The following is a 16674-nucleotide window of genomic DNA, read 5'->3' on the forward strand; positions in this document are numbered from 1 at the left end:
AAGTTCTGGCAGGCTTCAGCACCCGCCACGATACGCCGCCCTCTCAAACCCCGTCACCCATTTCCCCGCATAGCTCATGTGGACGAAGGCCACGGACATCGCGAGGCGGCCCGGCACTTTCGAGTGTCGCCCAAATTCGTCAACGATCTGGTGAAGCTGCGACGCGAGACCGGGTTGTTGACGCCCAAGCGGCAAGGCAATGGCGGCGGATACGGGAAGCTGGCAGGCGTAACCGATTGGCTCAAGGCGCGTGTCACCAAAAAGGGCGAGATCACGCTCAACGAATTGGTGGTCGAACTGGACAGAACCCACGGCATCGCCGTCCACCGTGCCACCGTTTGGCGGGTATTGCGCGGGCTCGGACTGACACACAAAAAAAGCCCTGCAGGCGCTTGAACAGAAGCGCCAAGACGTCGCTGGCCTGCGCCATGTCTGGATCGCGAGACGCCAGCCTTTCATGGCCAACCATCTGGAGCGATTGGCGTTCATCGATGAGACCGGGGTCAAGACGAACATGACCAAGACCACCGGCTGGGCGCCTTGTGGGCAGCGCCTCGTCGATCATGCGCCGTTCGGACATTGGCGGAGCCAGACCTTCATTGCAGCTCTGCGCCATGACCGGCTGGACGCGCCTTGGGTGATCGATGGCGCAATGAACGCCGAGATGTTCAACCTTTATACCAAAACCCAGCTGGTCCCGACGCTCAGGGCCGGCGACGTTGTCATTCTGGACAACCTTTCCAGCCACAAGAGCCCTGCCGCGGCGGCAGCACTGCGCGATGTCGGCGCGTGGTTCCTGTTCCTGCCGCCATACAGTCCTGACCTCAACCCGATCGAAATGGCTTTCGCCAAACTCAAGGCGCTGATCAGAAAAGCTGCCGTACGAACTTACGATCAACTATGGGCGGCGGTCGGCCAGGTCTGCGATCTGTTCTCCGACGAGGAATGCTACAACTACTTCAAAGCCGCAGGTTATGAGGCCGATTGAGTGCAACAGGCTCTAGTCTGCAGCAAAAACTCAGCCAATGGTCGTCTGTAGCGCGTCAACAGGACGGAACGGTCGAATATCCTGCCCTGCGGTCAGACGCGGAACGTTGAGACTGCTGCTGACGCGGGCGGGTCAGAAATAAAAGACCGAGAACGGCATCCTGATGGCAGGTGACGTTCCCGGTCATCGCATCCCGACAGGGTCAGTCGAAGATGTTGATCCCGGGCATCAGCTTGAAGCGCGGTAGATGGACAAACCTGCGTATCCAGCGCTGGATTGCCGGGTAGTAGAACAGCTCGATGCCGCCGTCCCCTGCTAGTGCCACATAAGGGAAGCATGCGATATCCGCCACCGTGGGGCGTGATCCCGCGATCCAGTTGAACCCTTGCAGTTCCTGGTTGGCCAGATGGTCATCTAGGACACGGAACAGCTTGTGAGCGTCGGCCCTTGCCTGCGCCACATCGAGGTCATAGCCCAGCACGTCATGCAGCCGCGCCGCCGAGGCCGTGGACGTGATGCTATCAGCGAAGGCCAGCCATTGCGCGACCCGACCCAGTTCGGACGGATCGTTGACCGGCCACCACGTTCCTGTCGGATCGTAGCGCGAGGCGAGATACACGAGAATGGCCTGCGCATCCCGGATATAGGCTCCGTCGTCCTCCAGAACCGGGATCTGTCCCAACGGATTTATCTGGAGGAATGCATCGGACTTGTGTTCACGACCCGGAAAGAAGTCCACGGCTTGCTTTTCATGGGAAAGCTCAAGAAAATCCAGCAACAGCCGTATCTTGTAGCAATTGCCGGACAGGACATAGTCAAACAGCTTCATCTCATGCCGCCTCGTTGAAGAGGGCGACCCCCCACTGAAGTTCATTGGCCTTCAGCCAGCGGCGGTAGGCGATCGAGGACGCGTCCGCGCGGGTCGGCAATTCCCAACGGGGATCGAGCGGCAGCTTCCGGGGAACCTGGTTCTCGAGGATCATCCGGTCCTGCAGGAAGATGTTCTGCTGGAAGTGGAGAAGGCCGGTGTCGGTGTTTTCCTCGTCAAAGACCAGAATGAACGAGTGGACGATACACTCGTCCTCTTCCACGGGCTGGATGAACAGCCCGACCAGATCCCAGACATTCTCTCGGATCGGGCAGGTCTTGTACAGGATCGTCGAATAGGGATGCGGGACGCGATACTTGTATTCGGTCATCTGGCCGCCCGATGCCGCCGCGGAAGCCATGGGCTGGAAGAACTTGCATTTGGTCGCCCAGATTTCGTCCTTTTCCGCATCCATGCTGACGTCGTAGCTCTCGACGCTCGGATGTTCTTCCACGCCGAGGATGTCGGTGTGAACGAAGGGAAAATGAGCCATGTCGAGGAAGTTCTCGACGCAGCGCAGTCCCGAGCAGCGAACGCCCACGCCACCTGCGGTCACAAGACGCCGGTCCGGCTCGTCGAACTCCGGCATGTCATAAAGCGGGCGCGGCGTATCGCTCAGCGTGGTCCAGAGATGGCCGTAGCGGATCTGCGTCAGAAGGCTGCGCCCATCGGCATCGTTCACCGAAAGAACGCCAGCCGCGTCGCTCACGGTCAGATCCTGCGAAAGCAGTCGGACGGGTTTCGCTTCCGCACCTTCGAAATCGGGAAGGCGACCGATTGCATACCATTGCGAACGGGTGAAAGTGTCGGGTGTCATAGTGTTTCTCCTCGCTTGTCGAAGTGAGACGATCAACTTGCTAGGCTGCGATGCCTATCAAGCGGCGCTTGACGCCTTGAATACCTGCCGCAGACGGGTGGACAGCTTGCTGACGGCGATCACGACATCCTCCGATGCACTGGCCGGAACCGAGGTGTGGATCATCGCCCCGTGTTCCTTCATGTCCAGGAACGCCAAAAGGACTTTTCCCTCCACTTCGGGAACGCGGACGATCGCGGCGTGATCGGTGATCTTCGATACCAGTTCGGCGCCAATGCCTTTGGCAAGCTCATTCAGGCTAGCCGGGGCAAGGTCGATATGGACCGAACGGTTGGGAACCCAGTCGCCATCGATCGACGGCGCCGCCGTCGTCTCGCCCGAGTTTGCAACCCAGATGAACCCGCCGGAATCCGCCGCGCGATAGGCCTTTGCGCGGATCGTCTTGGGCGGAGTCAGGTCAGGATGCGCCGGGATGCCCGCGCAGGCACCCGCCCCGTCATAGGACCAGCCATGATACAGGCATGTCAGCGTGTTGCCCCGGACGATGCCGTAGGACAGGCGCATGCCCCGGTGGGGGCATCTGTTTTCCCATGCGCGGATCTGGCCGTCCTCACCGCGCCACAGGGCGATGTCGTTGTCGGCGATCACGACACGTCCTGCCGTCTTGGGAAGGACGTAGTTCTGAAGTCCGGCAGGGAACCACCCGGCTTCCAGTTCTGAAGGTTTCATTTTACTCCCCATTTCTGTGTTTTCAGCCCTGGACACTGGTCGGTTGGGCTGTAGTCCAGCCCGTCCGTTTCAGCGTCCTTCGCGGCGCCGGGCTTCGATTCTGTACCGCGTCAGACAGTCTCAAGCGTGATCGTGTCGATGTTTACGTCGTCCGGTCCGAGCCAGCAGGCAATCTCGAACATGTCGATAAGGCGTTCATCCCCGGTCAGGATCAGCGTGATGTAACTGGGGGTCGCGCTTGTGATCGTGCTCGACAACGAAAGACGCCGAGCAAAGTGGCTGATCATGGCAAGGCAGGACTCGGTCTTGAGAGCTCCCTCAAGAGATACGCGCCGTGTTACCATGTCACAGGTCCAGCACCAGCTTCTTGCCCTTGCAACGCGACACGCAAGGCAGGATCAGCGTCCCTGATTCCTTCTCGGCCGGATTGAGGTAGAAATCGCGGTGATCCGGTTCGCCCTCCAGAACGGTGGTCAGGCAGGTGCCGCAAACCCCCTGTTCGCAGGATGTCATCGGCTCCAGCCCGGCAGCCTCCATCGCGCCGATGATGGTCTGGTCTTCCTCGACCGTCAGGGTGACACCCGATTTCTGCAGCACCACCTCGAAGCTGTCGCCGTCGAGTTCCAGCGTGGCCGCATCGACGCTGAACCGTTCCAGGTGGACGCGGTCGCTTTTCCAGCCGCAGTTATTCGCCAGTTGCTCGATCAGGTCCATAAAGGGTCCGGGTCCGCAGAAATACAGGCGAGCATCGACGGGCGGATCGGACAGGATCCCGGTCAGAACTGCGTTGAGCGTCGGCGGAACAAGGCCAAGATAGATTGGAGCGTCGTCCAGGGTGGCGAGTTCGCTTTTGAACGGCACATGTTCGGCGCTTCGGGCGAACAGGTGCAAAACGCATTTGCGGTTCACGGACTGAAGATGGCGCGCCATCGCCAGCACCGGGGTGATGCCGATGCCGCCGGCGATCAGGATCACCGGACCCTCGTCCGAGCGAAGCTCGAAGTTGTTCCGTGGCAGGCCAACCTCGATCTCGTCGCCTTCGTTCAGCGCGTGCATCGCAACCGATCCGCCGCGGCCGTTCGTTTCGCGCTTTACGCCGATATGATAGGCATCGCAGTCGGTGGGGGCGTTCCAGAGCGAGTATTGACGGACGAGACCGTCGCCCACGCGGACCTCAATATGGTCGCCTGGTGTGAATTTGACAGACGATCCATCGCAGGGGACCAGTTCGAACGAACGGATTTCGGGCGTCTGCTCTACGATCCGCCTGATCTTTACACGTTGAGTGTTCATGGCGTTTCCTTCGGCATTTGAAGAGGCATCATGCCGGGCATCGGCTTGAACTTCTCGAGTCTCATGAAGCGCTCCATCCACCGTGAAACGGAGAAAAACGGAGCCAGGTCGATGCCACCTTCTTCGGCAAGTGCAATATAGGGAAGGCAGGCGATATCCGCGATGGTCGGATGCGGTAACGGCAGCAGCCAGTCATGGCCGTCTCTTTCGGCGAACCAGAGATGTTCGTCGATGATCCGCAGCAGCCTGATGCCTTCGGTCCGGGCCTTGTTCACGTCCAGCCGATAGAACATCGCATCATGCAGCCGCGCAGCCGAGATGGAGCCCGTCAACTGGTCCGCGAAGGCGAGCCATTGATAGACCGCGCCCTGGTGATCGCGCGGAAACCATTTGCCGGACGTGTCGTAAGCGGCGGCAAGATAGACCAGGATGGCCTGCGCATCGCGAACCGTTTGACCTTTATCCGTGATGGCCGGAAGCTGCCCCAGCGGGTTTATGCTAAGGAACCGCGGCGATTTGTGTTCGTATCCCGGATAAAAGTCGACAAGGACCGACTGGTATTCCAGGCCCAGCTGATCCAGCAGGAACCGGACCTTGAAGCAGTTTCCCGAAAGCGGGTAGTCATGGAGCTGTATCATGACGCCTCCAATCTGCGCCGGATCGCCGACAGTTCTGCGCGCCTTTGCGCCGGATCGCCGGTCGGGTAAACCATCGTTCCATCGACGCCCCAGGGGGTAAGACGATCGACGCTGGAATCGACATGCAGTCTGACCTGATCGACCGGTGCCGCGATGTGAACCGGATAGCAAGGCTTGCCTGTGCTGCCCGTGGGCGAGCATTCTTTCTCGCTTGCCCAGACAAAGCCGTCCGCCACGGCGGTGGAATAGACGGTCGCGCTTATGTCCTGGGACGGGCGCCCCCGCAGCGCGGGAACCAGCGTCACCTTGCCCGATTCGTCGAATCGCCAGCCATGATATACGCCTTCGAGGTATTCCCCCATGTTCCGTCCGGCGCTGAGCCTTACGGAGCGGTGCGGACAAAGATCCAGCCAGACGTTGATCGCGCCGCTGGCGCCCCGCCAGATGACCAGGGGCTTGTCGCCCATCATCGACCTGACGATCGAGCCGTCGCGGACGTCTTTTTCGATTGCAACAACATATGAGGTCATGTCATCGCCCCATAGGATACATTGTTGGCCCGCAGCCATTCGCGGTAGTTCAGCGAAGGGCTGTCCACCTCGATCGAGGTTTCCGCACCGTTGAGCGGCAACTTCTTGTGGACATGCCGTTCGAGAACATATTTGTCCTGCGCCGAGATGCTCTGCTGGTCGGCTTTCAACTGACGCTCATCCATCCAGTCTTCCTTTATCCACGCAAGCAGTTTGTGCGCGATAAAGTTTTCTTCATCCAAAGGCTGTGCGAATATGCCAAGATAGTCGTATCGGCCCGGTGTCGACGGGCGATGGATGAAAAGAACGACCGAATAAGGGTCCGAAATCCGGTAGGTGTATTCCGCGACCGAGTTGATCAGCGGCAGCCAGGCCTTCTGCGATTTCAGCCACAGCGCACCCGCCGCATCGACGCTGGCCTGTCCCGGAACCAGATCAAGGTGATCCTCATCGCCCAGGATATTGGGATGCAGAAAGGGAAAATGTGCGTTGTCGATCACGTTGTCAACGATCCGCAGGCCCGAACATTTGATGGGCGTGGACCAGATGTTCATGACCAGGCGATCGACCTCGTAATATTCCAGCAACTGCTGCGGGGGGCCGTCGGGCTTGCCAAGGCTTGTCCAGATATATCCCAGCCGCTCGGTCACCGGCAAAGGCCGGGAGTCGCTCGACACGGAAATCCAGGTCTTGTGGATTTCCAGGTCGATGTCATGGCCCAGCAGCCGGGTCCTTGTCGCATTCCTCCGCCGGATGTCCGTTGGCGACCCAAGCGGGTACCAACGGTTCCAGACCATCGGGTCTTCACGTTCGTTCATGCCGGTCACTTGCTTTCGGTGACGTCGGTGAACAGTGCCGCTTTGAACGCTTCTTCGCCCTTTGCCGCGGCAGTGGACAGTTCGCGCAGCCATTTCCGGTACTGGTTCGAGATCTTGTCCGTCGGCAGCGAAACCTCGTCCAGGTAGATCGGGCCAGGCTGCGTCTCGATGACCGGCTGGTCTTCGGCCAAGACGAGCTTCTGGAAGTCGAGCGGCTGGCTGTCGGGCAAGTCGTCTTCGGTATGCGCGATGATCATGAAGTTGCGGCACGAGTTCTGTGAGATCGGGCTGGAGGTGGTCCAGAGAAGGAAAGGCTTGTCGTTCTTGTACAACCTGATCGACAGGTTGACGCTGAACGGCATGGAGTTCCGGTAGTTCCAGCTTCCCAGCGGGCTATCGTCCGGCAGCGTGTCCAGCATGTCGCGGCCCGGCTCCATGAAGAAGCGAAGTTCCCCGTCCACGCGGTCAACGGGCACGATCGCCGGTTCCGAATATGCCGGGTCATAGAGGGTGCCCGGATGCACATAGGCGAAGTGCGAAAAATCGGTGAAGTTTTCCCAGCGGCGTTCGGCCGAGCTGTCCCAGTTGTAGGGCTCCGCGATGATTTGACGCTTGAATTCGGGGTTTTCCCAAGCTTCGCAGTAAGGGATGTTCGTGCAATCCCACGAGCTGTCGAGGCGGACCCAGATGATTCCGTACCGCTCTTCGCAGGCATAGGCGGGCGTAAACGCCTTTTTAGGGATCGCGTCGCTGGGACAGGCCGGCATAAGTTCGCAGCGGCCGCTGGCACCATATTCCCAGCCGTGATACGGACATTGGATGCGGTTGTTCTCAAGCACCTTCCCGACGGACAGTTTCGCGTAGCGATGCGCGCAGCGGTCTCGCATGGCGACGTATTTTCCGTCCAGCTTCGCGATGACCAGCGGTTCGTCCAGAAGCGTCCTACCGATCGGACCGTTGCCTGCCGGATCGGCAGCCTCGAGTTCTTTCACGGTTGCGACCGGATGCCAGAAATGACGCAGATAGCTTTGATCTGCGGTGAGTGGAGTCAAAGCGTTCATTATTCTCCCCGATTAGCTACCATTGGAATAGTTGCTTCATACAAACCTAACGGAAGGAAGTGCGTTTCAAAAAGTGCGTTAACTTGTACCTTGGGTTTCGTATTCTGAACGAAAAATTAGGAAATTCTGGGCAGCACTGTCGATCAGGGGCGATTCGCAATCCAAGCAATCACATTCGCCTGTCGCTGAATGCAGCGTTTTTTGCCGGGAATATGCTCCTGCTTCCGTGTACCCTTCGCCCCGATTGTCAAAGCGGCTTGCCTGATCGGGGCTGTCCAAAGGCTTTTCGCCTGACCGGGTGCATGTACACCCGATCGACACAAAGCACGAACCGCTTTACGGCAACCCGAAAACCTTTCTCGACTTGGATGCAGGCACGGTCCGGGTTGAGAACGGTTCATGGCGGACGCATCTTTGCGCCCGCTTTGACTGCTGGCAGAGCGTGTCAGTCATTCCTTGGGATCAGGGCATATCCCGGGTGATGGATGACGCTGGAAAACTGCTTGCACAGGGTCTCGACCACTAGCTTGACGCGCGGATTCTTGTGCCGGGCGGCGCCGTAGATCACCCAGACGGAAATCTGGTCCACATTCTCGGCGGGTTTGAGCAGCGGGACAAGACTGCCCTGATCCACCTCGTAATAGACGAAGAAGTCGGGGAGGTAGGCGACGGCCTCACCCGAAACCGCATAGAACTTCGCCATCCAGTAGTCGTGCACGCTGAATCGTATGTTGTAGCGCGCGACCTGCTTGCTATCCTCGTCCTGAAGCAGCCACGGTTCGGAAATGCCCTTTCGCGTGTATTCAATGCCCGGCATATGTGACAGGTCGTCAATCCTTTCAGGCGTGCCCAACTTTTCAAGCAAGGTTGGGCTTGCATAAGCACGATAGCTGACATTGCCGAGCTTCCGGCACACATAGTCGGACGATGGCGCGGTGCCGACGAAGATCATGCAGTCGAAGTCGGATTGCTCCGGCAAGGGCGTGTCGCTTGCATAGGTACGTGTCTCGAACGACAAGCCGGGATGCTCTCGCGCCAGCAGAAGCGTGGCGGCGCCGATGATGCTGGTTCCGAATTCGACGCTGCCCAGAATGCGAACTTTGCCGTTCAGGGTACTGTGCGCGCGCTGAGCGGCGCTCGTCGCGACCTCGATGCTGTCAAACACACGTGCGCTGTTGTCCAGCAGCGCGCGGCCTGCATCAGTCAGGTGCAGCCCCTTCTGGGATCTAAGGAACAGTTCGACTTCCAGCATGTCCTCCAGACGGCGGATGCTGTGGCTCAACGTCGCCTTTGGAACGCCGGATACCATTGTCGCGCGTGTTAGACTGCCCGTCCGGGCAATAAGCACGAAATTGCTTATGTCCTTCAGTTCTATCTTAGGCATGCTTAATCCTTGGGTGGCGTTCGATTTTTGGAACAGAACGTCTCTGGTGTTTGTCTACTCGTCCCCTAATGGCCCTGATACCAAAAACGGCAATTAGCGTTCGGCGGATCGGAAAGCCTAACGTTTCAGCCGATCCATGCCTGCAGAAAGAACAAAAACACGACTTTCGTCTCAAGCTCGGCGTACGCGATCGAGGCTGCCGCCAGTGCGCGTCGTCATCAATAACAGGGAGCAGCATTTGAAGACCAAGGCAGGTGAATCCCCCCTATTGCTTCAATTGCGGAACATTACCAAGAGATACGGCACATATGTAGCAAACGACAGCGTGGATCTTGCGCTGGAACACGGTCAGATTTGCGCCATCCTTGGTGAAAACGGCGCAGGCAAATCCACCCTCATGAAGACCATTTACGGTATTCAGCAACCGGATGAGGGCGAGATTGTCTGGAACGGCGAAAAGGTCGCCGTCACCAGTCCGAGTGTTGCCAGAGATCTGGGTATCGGAATGGTTTTTCAGCATTTCTCGTTGTTCGAAACGATCAGCGTCGTTGAAAATATCTCGCTGACCGTTCCCGGATCGTTGCCGGACCTGGCCGAAAAAATCAGGCAGAAGGCGAATGAATACGGCCTTCATGTAAATCCTGACGCGCCGGTGCATAACCTTTCCGTTGGCGAGCGGCAGAGGGTCGAGGTCATCCGCTGCCTCATGCAGGATCCGAAGCTGCTCATCCTGGACGAGCCGACATCCGTGCTGCCGCCCCACAGCGTGCAGCAGCTTTTCGGGACGCTGAGGAAACTATCCGAGCGTGGCGTTGCTATGCTCTACATCTCGCACAAGCTGGAAGAGATCAGGGACCTGTGCCATTGCGCCGTCGTGCTGCGCCAGGGACGCGTCACGGGCACGACGAACCCGCGGCAGGCCACATCGGCGGAACTGGCCCGCCTGATGATCGGGCAGGACATCCCGACAACCCGCCACGCCGAGGCGAAACCGAGCTGCGAACCCGCCCTGACCGTTAGCGACCTCGCCTATGACAATCCCGATCCGCTGGGAGAAAGCCTCGACAGCGTGTCGATGGTGGTGCGTCCTGGCGAGATCGTCGGCATTGCCGGTGTGTCGGGCAACGGCCAGTCCACGCTGGCGCGGCTTCTGTCAGGTGAAATCAGGTTGCAGGGCGACATGGCCGGCAAGATCCGGGTTTTCGACCGCCCCGTGGGGGATGTTCCGCCGGGAACGCGCCGGCAAATGGGGGTAACCTTCGTTCCCGAAGAACGACTGGGGCGCGCCACGGTCCCTGCCATGAGCCTGGCGGACAACGTGTTGCTTACCGCCCACCGGGCGGGCCTGGTCCGAAAGGGATTGATCAGACGACGGCAGCAGGCCGATTTTGCTGACAAATGCATTTCCGGCATGGATGTCCGTTCACGGGGTCGGCAATCGATCGCATCCAGCCTCTCGGGCGGCAACCTGCAGAAGTTCGTGCTGGGCCGCGAGATTCTGCTGGAGCCCCGCATCCTGATCGTTTCTCAGCCGACCTGGGGCATCGATGTCGGAGCGGCGGCGATGGTCAGGCAGAAGCTGGTGGACCTGAGGGACAACGGCACGGCGATCCTCATGATTTCCGAGGAACTGGAGGAGATATTCGAGATCTCCGACCGCATCCACGTCATGTATCATGGACGGCTGTCCCCCTCGGTCCAGGCCAGGTCGGTGACCGCCGAAGATGTCGGGCGGATGATGATGGGCGAATTCGACCAGACGATGAGGGCGGCGTGATGATGGGTCGGTATGCACTTGTCCAGCGAAGCGAGGTGTCGCTCAAGAGCATCATGCTCGTGCCACTGGTGACTTTCGTTCTGGCATTGCTGGGAAGCATGGTCCTGTTCGGCTTTCTGGGCGCCCCGCCTCTCGAAGTCCTATACAGGCTGCTGATTGATCCGCTGGCATCGGCGTACAACATTTCCGAGGTGGTGATAAAGGCTGCCCCGCTGATCCTGATCGCCCAGGGTCTGGCCATCGGGTTCCGGGCGAAGGTCTGGAACATCGGCGCGGAAGGCCAGCTGATCATCGGCGCCGTGGCGGCAAGCGTCATCCCCATAACCTTTCCGGAAAGCCAGAACGTCCTGATGCTTCCGGCGATGATGCTAGCCGGCATGATCGCGGGGGCGGCATGGGCCGGGATCGCAGCGGCGCTGAAGACGCGCTTCAACGCCAGCGAGATCATCGTGACGCTGATGCTGAACCAGATCGCGGTGCAGATCCTGTATTTTCTCATCAGTGGGCCGCTCAAGGATCCGATGGGGTTCTCCTATCCCCAGTCGGTAAGCTTTCCTCCGGTGGCGATGTATCCGCTCCTGTCGGATGACGGAATGCTCAGGGCGAGCGCGTCCATCCTCGTGGTCATCCTGCTGTCGATTGCGGCGCTGATCTATGTCACGCGCACCTTCTCGGGATACACGCTGCTTGTGGGGGGGCTTGCCCCAAGTGCCGCAAGCTATGCAGGCTTCAGCGCCAAGAAGGCGGTCTGGATCACGCTGCTGATCGGCGGTGCCGCGGCGGGCCTGGCCGGAGTGGGCGAGATTTCGGGGCCGATCGGCCGGCTCCAGCCGTCGTTGTCCCCCGGCTACGGCTTTGCCGCGATAATCGTGGCCTATCTCGGAGGCCTGCATCCGGTCGGGATACTGCTGGCCGGGACATTCATGGCAATCGTCTATGTCGGCGCGGACGGTGCGATCATCGATGTGGGCCTTCCCCCGGCCGCGCCGGTAATCTTCCAGGGAATGGTTCTCGTGTTCTACCTCGCCTCCTTCGCCTTGGTCCAATACCGCATCGCACGAGTCCAGCCGGAGGCAAGGGCATGACGGACACTATCATCTTCGTCCTGGCGGGCGCCTTCGCAACCGCAACACCCCTTCTGCTTGCCGCGATCGGCGAGGCCGTGGCAGAGAAAACAGGGGTCATGAACCTTTCCGTGGAAGGCATGATGGCATTCGCGGCAGCCGTGGCCTTTGCCGTCACTTATCAGACGGGAAACATCGTGCTGGGCTTCGGCCTTGCGGTCGGCGCATCCGTGGCGCTGTCCCTGGTCTTCTCGATCCTTGTGCTGGGCTTTTCGGCAAACCAGATCGTTTCCGGGCTTGCCGTCGGGATTCTTGGCCTTGGGCTTTCCAGCCTGGCCGGGCGCAGTTTCGAGAACCTGACGATGATGGCTCCGGCAAACCTTTCGCTCCCCGTCCTGTCGGACTTGCCTCTTGTCGGGCCGATCCTGTTCCGACAGAGCGCCATCACCTATTTCGCCTTTGCGGTCGCGTTCCTGACCTGGTGGTTCCTTGCCAGGACGCGCCATGGCCGCATCACGAAGGTCGTGGGCGAAGATCCGGCCATCGCGCACAACCTGGGCTTTGCCGTGATCCGCATCCGCCTTTTCGCGATCATCTTCGGCGCCGTCATGTCGGGCCTTGGGGGCGCCTATGCCTCGACGATCTTGACGCCCGGCTGGTCGGACGGCCTGATCGCCGGCCGAGGGTGGATCGCGGTTGCACTGGTGGTGTTCGGCACTTGGCGGCCGCTCAGGATCGCATTCGGAGCCTATCTCTTCGGGGCGCTCCTGCTGGGGGATCTGGCCGCGCAGGCCATGGGTTTCAGCGTCCCGGCGCAGATCATGACATCCTTGCCCTACGTGATGACCATCGTCGTTCTCGCGGTTGTGTCCAGGAACGCACTCCTGATCCGGCTGAACGCACCGGTTTCGCTGGGCCAGAACTTTCGACCATCAAAATAACAACAAGCGACCAACAGGAGCAATCATGTATCAGATCATTCGCGCAACCTTGCTCGGTGCAGTCCTTTCCATGTCATGGTCCGGAGCCCTGTTAGCCCAAGAACCGCTCGACGTGGCAATCGTGGCGCCCAACGCGATCGGCGATGTCGGCTGGGACCACGAGATCGTACGCGGCAAGGAGGTTCTTGAGGAACGGTTCGGGGACAAGATAGACGTGACGGTCATAGATTCCGTCGGCGAAGGCCCCAACGCCACCCGCGTCATGAACCGGCTTGTGGAGAACGGGACCGACGTCCTGATCCTGGGTTCATTCGGACACCTGAGCGATGGCTTGGCCTTGGCTAAGAGATCGCCCGACCTGAAGATCCTGCACGTCGGCGGGTACCAGAACCTTCCCAACTTCGCGACATTTACGACACGGCACTACCAGACCTCCTATCTGTGCGGCATGGCGGCGGGCTATGCGACCAAGAACCAGCAGCTTGGTGTCGTGGCCGCCTTCCCGCTACCTGAAGTCCTTGGCATCCTCAACGCCTATGTCCTGGGCGCACAGAGCGTCAACCCGGACCTCAAGCCGGTGAAGGTGGTGTGGCTGAATGCCTGGTATGATCCGCCGCGCGACCGGTCCTCGGCGGAAAGCTTGATATCACAGGGCGCCGACGTGGTCTATTCGCTGTTCCCGGGCACCCCGTCAGCCGTCGCCACGGCCGAGGAAAAGGGCGTCTATGCCGTCACGACGCTCAGCGACAACTCCGCCCATGCGCCGACCAAGCACCTCTGCGCGGGACAGGCCAATTTCGGGGTCGTCTATGCCGATGTCGTACAGTCCGTGATCGATGGAACCTTCGAAGGCAAGGACACCTTCGCCGGTGTCGCCGAGGGAGCCATGGAGGTGGCCGGCTTGTCAAAGGATCTGACGGACGAGCAGCGGGCGGCGATCCTGGCAAAGCAGGACGCAATGCGCGACGGCAGCTTTGATCCCTTTAGCGGCCCTGTCATGAAGAATGACGGGTCAGAGGCGATCGCATCCGGAAAGACGCTGAATTCCTCCGAGATCAAGAGCATGGACTTCCTTGTCCAAGGCATCGACTCGCGACTGCAGAACTAGGCAACTGCCGACATTGCCGCAGGATCGGCCCCGGAACGGACTGATCCTCCCATCGACCATGCGCTTCAACGGTGCATGTCGATGACCGTCCAGAACATCACAAAAGCAGAAAAACCTGCTCCAACAGGAGGAAGACTTATGAGCAAATATCGCCGCATTCCAGCTTCGATGCTGGCAATGGGCCTAGGCATCGTTGGGCATGGAGTCCAAGCCGAGGTACTTTTTTCCGGAGGCGAAGTACAGCTCCACTACGGCGATGGATTTCATCTGGGCGCCAACGGGCTTGACTCGACCACCCGCACTACCCTGACTTTTGAACAGTACACCCTGTTCGACTGGGGCGATCTTTTCTATTTCGTCGATCTCAACAAGGACCATCAGGGAGCCGGGTCGGACAACAATCACTACGCCGAGGCCTGGCTGCACCTGAGCGGCAAGACCATGGGGCTGACATTCCCCGAAGGCTCGTTCGTCAAGGACGTCGGGCCTGACCTCGGCATCAACCATGGCGAGGATTTTCTGGTCGTCGCTCCGGGTGTCCGCGCCGACCTGAACGTGAGCGGCTTTTCCGTCTTCACGGCCGGTGCCTATGTCTATAAAAATGTCGATGATCCATTTGATCGCGACCTCGACACGACATACCAGATAACGTTTGTCTGGGATTATCCCTTCATGATAGGCAATGAAAACCTGTCGATCCGGGGATTTGCGGACTTTATCGGGGAGCAAGGCGATGGCTTCGAAAGCCAGATCGTGTTCTCTCCCCAACTGCGCTGGGATGTAGGCAAGGAGGGCGGTGCCATCTTGGGTCTGGAATATACGTACTACAAGAACAAGTACGGCGTGAACAATGTGGATGACAACTCAGTCAGTGCGTTTGCAGCTTTAAAATTCTAGACATCGTGTGTTTGGCGCAAACGTGATATCATTTCGGTATGTAATACCATAACATCACGGTCCTAACGTTCCTTGGTAAGCACTCTGGATCCTCCGGGAGTGGACGCGCTAGCCCAAATGCGACTTCGGTTGCCGCGAGAGTTTCTCCCTGCGGTACCCGCGTCCGAGCAGGTTGGCCTTGAACACCTCGGCGGGAGTGCGGAAGCCCAGACACTTGCGCGGCGTGGCGTTCAGGCCGGCGCAGAGCTGGCGGAGTTCCTCCTGTGAAAGCGAGTTCGGATCGGTGTCGCGACAAAGCCATCGTCGCAGCCGTTTGTTGGCGTTCTCCACAGCACCTTTCTGCCAGGGCGACTGCGCCTCGCAGAGCCACGTTTGCGTCCCCACCTCGGCCTGCAGATGCGGCCAGTCGACGAACTCGGATCCGCGATCAAAGGTGATGGACCGGCAGGCATGTCGGGGCAGGGGCGTCAGGGCCTGGGCAATCTGCGCCATGATCGGCTTGGTGCGTTTCTCCTCGTTCTTCAGCGCCACCAGAAAGCGGCTGGTCCGCTCGATCATGGTGGTGACATTGGCCGGCCCATACTTCTGCCGGAACAGCACCAGATCCGCTTCCCAATGGCCGAACTGCTTGCGATGTGCGATGACGTCCGGGCGGAACAAGATGCTGAGTTCGGGCGCAAACTTGGGCGGCGGGCGCTTGCGGAGCCGGTAGCCGCGACGGCGTCTCCGCCCGGAGGGCAGGTGGCGCCACAGCTCAGCCCGGCGGCCTTCATCGGAGTAGACATGGCGATAGATGGTCTCCTGGCAGACCCGGCGCGGGGCACCTTCATAGCGCATCCGGCCGGCGATCTGCTCGGGGGTCCAGCCGGACCTCAGACAGCGTTCGACCTGGTCGCAGAGCCCGGGATCGCGCATCAGCTTGCGCTGCCGGGTGCGTCGTCCATCCGAATAGCTTTGCGCCACAACGCACCAGTAGCCGCTGAGCTTCGGGATCTCGCTGTCGTGGAAATGATTGCGCCTCAGCTCGCGGAAGATCGTCGAGCGGTGCCGGCCGAGCCTGCGCGCCATCTCGTCAGGGCTCAGCTTCATCTGCCGCCAGCGCTCGATCTTGCGCCGCTCGGAAAGGGAAAGGTGAGAGAACCGAACCTTCATTCTATGATCCTTTCATGGCTCAACCCATTGTTGAGCACAGAAAGTCGCATTTCAGGATAGCGCGTCCCCCTTCTACACCTTCAAAATCAATAATCGGATTTATGGAACATAATCATTATTTATCAATATCTTGAAGACATTATCTCTGCACTGTCCTCTTTTTGACAGCTCGTGCGACAGTGCTGATGTGCCGTGCGGCTTCCACAGGCTATGTTCATAGCCATCCACGGGTGCCGCCAAAGCTGACGGATCAGTTTGAGCGCGTTTGCGTCACACCCTCGTTTTACATGACGACATAGGAATAAGAGGTAGACTGGGATTCAGTCCGCTTGGCAGACTCGCGTAAGTCCAGGGCTTTGCCCATCTGCGCCAGTGCCCTCCCGAGAGGTGAGTCACCAAGCTGGAAGCTGGCGAAGCTGCCTAGATCGAGCGATGCCACATGCTCAGCCTCGATGGCCTTCCTGTCATCCCGTGCAGCGGCATCGTCATCTGGCAGGGAAGGACGGCCGGACCAGCGGCCAAGAAGCGCCAAGGCACGCTTGGGTGCGAAAAGACGATACGCATTGCTGACCTGCCGAACCTGGGGGCCGCGGCCTTCATTCGGGGTTG

18 protein-coding genes and 1 pseudogene are annotated in these 16674 nt (G+C 59.6%); 7 read left to right on the plus strand and 12 right to left on the minus strand.

Annotated features, from left to right (window positions below; all coding sequences use genetic code 11):
* Both ACFOM8_RS20545 and ACFOM8_RS20550 read left to right on the plus strand, forming a co-directional pair.
* A partial coding sequence (locus ACFOM8_RS20545; RefSeq protein WP_377764195.1) for a hypothetical protein occupies window positions 1-396 on the plus strand: 396 nt, incomplete at its 5' end.
* A 40-nt stretch (window positions 397-436) separates the two neighbouring features.
* A complete protein-coding gene (locus ACFOM8_RS20550; RefSeq protein ID WP_377764214.1) occupies window positions 437-988 on the plus strand; it encodes an IS630 family transposase in 552 nt (183 codons plus the stop codon).
* 202 nt (window positions 989-1190) lie between these two features.
* Here ACFOM8_RS20550 and ACFOM8_RS20555 read toward each other — a convergent pair whose 3' ends face one another.
* The 10 genes from ACFOM8_RS20555 to ACFOM8_RS20600 all read right to left on the minus strand — a co-directional run bounded on the left by ACFOM8_RS20555 (window position 1191) and on the right by ACFOM8_RS20600 (window position 9126).
* The gene (locus tag ACFOM8_RS20555) at window positions 1191-1817 is read right to left on the minus strand and encodes a glutathione S-transferase family protein (protein WP_377764197.1); all 627 of its coding nucleotides are present in this window, start codon (window positions 1815-1817) and stop codon (window positions 1191-1193) included.
* A 1-nt stretch (window position 1818) separates the two neighbouring features.
* Window positions 1819-2673, minus strand: a complete 855-nt coding sequence (locus ACFOM8_RS20560; RefSeq protein WP_101753500.1) for an aromatic ring-hydroxylating oxygenase subunit alpha — start codon at window positions 2671-2673, stop codon at window positions 1819-1821.
* 57 nt (window positions 2674-2730) lie between these two features.
* Window positions 2731-3438 (minus strand): Rieske 2Fe-2S domain-containing protein, encoded by a 708-nt coding sequence (locus tag ACFOM8_RS20565; RefSeq protein ID WP_377764198.1) that lies wholly within the window; start codon window positions 3436-3438, stop codon window positions 2731-2733.
* 74 nt (window positions 3439-3512) lie between these two features.
* A complete protein-coding gene (locus tag ACFOM8_RS20570; RefSeq protein WP_377764200.1) occupies window positions 3513-3689 on the minus strand; it encodes a hypothetical protein in 177 nt (58 codons plus the stop codon).
* Window positions 3690-3747: 58 nt separating this feature from the next.
* A complete protein-coding gene (locus ACFOM8_RS20575) occupies window positions 3748-4695 on the minus strand; it encodes a PDR/VanB family oxidoreductase (protein WP_080621504.1) in 948 nt (315 codons plus the stop codon).
* Window positions 4692-5333, minus strand: coding sequence for a glutathione S-transferase family protein (locus ACFOM8_RS20580; RefSeq protein WP_080621505.1), 642 nt, complete (start codon window positions 5331-5333; stop codon window positions 4692-4694). Before ACFOM8_RS20580 ends, ACFOM8_RS20575 begins: the two co-directional genes overlap by 4 nt.
* The gene (locus tag ACFOM8_RS20585) at window positions 5330-5863 is read right to left on the minus strand and encodes a Rieske 2Fe-2S domain-containing protein (RefSeq protein ID WP_157935971.1); all 534 of its coding nucleotides are present in this window, start codon (window positions 5861-5863) and stop codon (window positions 5330-5332) included. The genes ACFOM8_RS20580 and ACFOM8_RS20585 overlap by 4 nt, the downstream gene beginning before the upstream one ends.
* On the minus strand, window positions 5860-6681 hold the full coding sequence (locus tag ACFOM8_RS20590) for a hypothetical protein (protein ID WP_198590221.1): 822 nt from the start codon (window positions 6679-6681) through the stop codon (window positions 5860-5862). Before ACFOM8_RS20590 ends, ACFOM8_RS20585 begins: the two co-directional genes overlap by 4 nt.
* Before the next feature lie 5 nt (window positions 6682-6686).
* On the minus strand, window positions 6687-7742 hold the full coding sequence (locus ACFOM8_RS20595) for a Rieske 2Fe-2S domain-containing protein (RefSeq protein WP_377764202.1): 1056 nt from the start codon (window positions 7740-7742) through the stop codon (window positions 6687-6689).
* A 445-nt stretch (window positions 7743-8187) separates the two neighbouring features.
* On the minus strand, window positions 8188-9126 hold the full coding sequence (locus ACFOM8_RS20600) for a LysR family transcriptional regulator (protein ID WP_377764203.1): 939 nt from the start codon (window positions 9124-9126) through the stop codon (window positions 8188-8190).
* A 205-nt stretch (window positions 9127-9331) separates the two neighbouring features.
* On the opposite strand from ACFOM8_RS20600, the gene ACFOM8_RS20605 reads away from it, so the two are divergent.
* From ACFOM8_RS20605 to ACFOM8_RS20625, 5 genes are all read left to right on the plus strand, one after another.
* On the plus strand, window positions 9332-10903 hold the full coding sequence (locus ACFOM8_RS20605; protein WP_377764205.1) for an ABC transporter ATP-binding protein: 1572 nt from the start codon (window positions 9332-9334) through the stop codon (window positions 10901-10903).
* Window positions 10904-10938: 35 nt separating this feature from the next.
* On the plus strand, window positions 10939-11988 hold the full coding sequence (locus ACFOM8_RS20610; RefSeq protein WP_377764206.1) for an ABC transporter permease: 1050 nt from the start codon (window positions 10939-10941) through the stop codon (window positions 11986-11988).
* Window positions 11985-12908, plus strand: a complete 924-nt coding sequence (locus ACFOM8_RS20615) for an ABC transporter permease (RefSeq protein ID WP_377764208.1) — start codon at window positions 11985-11987, stop codon at window positions 12906-12908. The genes ACFOM8_RS20610 and ACFOM8_RS20615 overlap by 4 nt, the downstream gene beginning before the upstream one ends.
* Window positions 12909-12933: 25 nt before the next feature.
* Window positions 12934-14016, plus strand: a complete 1083-nt coding sequence (locus tag ACFOM8_RS20620; protein ID WP_377764209.1) for a BMP family ABC transporter substrate-binding protein — start codon at window positions 12934-12936, stop codon at window positions 14014-14016.
* An 81-nt stretch (window positions 14017-14097) separates the two neighbouring features.
* Window positions 14098-14913, plus strand: a complete 816-nt coding sequence (locus ACFOM8_RS20625; RefSeq protein WP_377764211.1) for a DUF5020 family protein — start codon at window positions 14098-14100, stop codon at window positions 14911-14913.
* A 108-nt stretch (window positions 14914-15021) separates the two neighbouring features.
* Here ACFOM8_RS20625 and ACFOM8_RS20630 read toward each other — a convergent pair whose 3' ends face one another.
* Window positions 15022-16065, minus strand: coding sequence for an IS30 family transposase (locus tag ACFOM8_RS20630; RefSeq protein ID WP_377764212.1), 1044 nt, complete (start codon window positions 16063-16065; stop codon window positions 15022-15024).
* Window positions 16066-16348: 283 nt separating this feature from the next.
* Window positions 16349-16674, minus strand: a pseudogene (locus tag ACFOM8_RS20635) (hypothetical protein); the annotation flags it as partial.

Source organism: Paracoccus angustae, assembly GCF_042648745.1.
Classification (GTDB): Bacteria; Pseudomonadota; Alphaproteobacteria; order Rhodobacterales; family Rhodobacteraceae; genus Paracoccus; species Paracoccus angustae.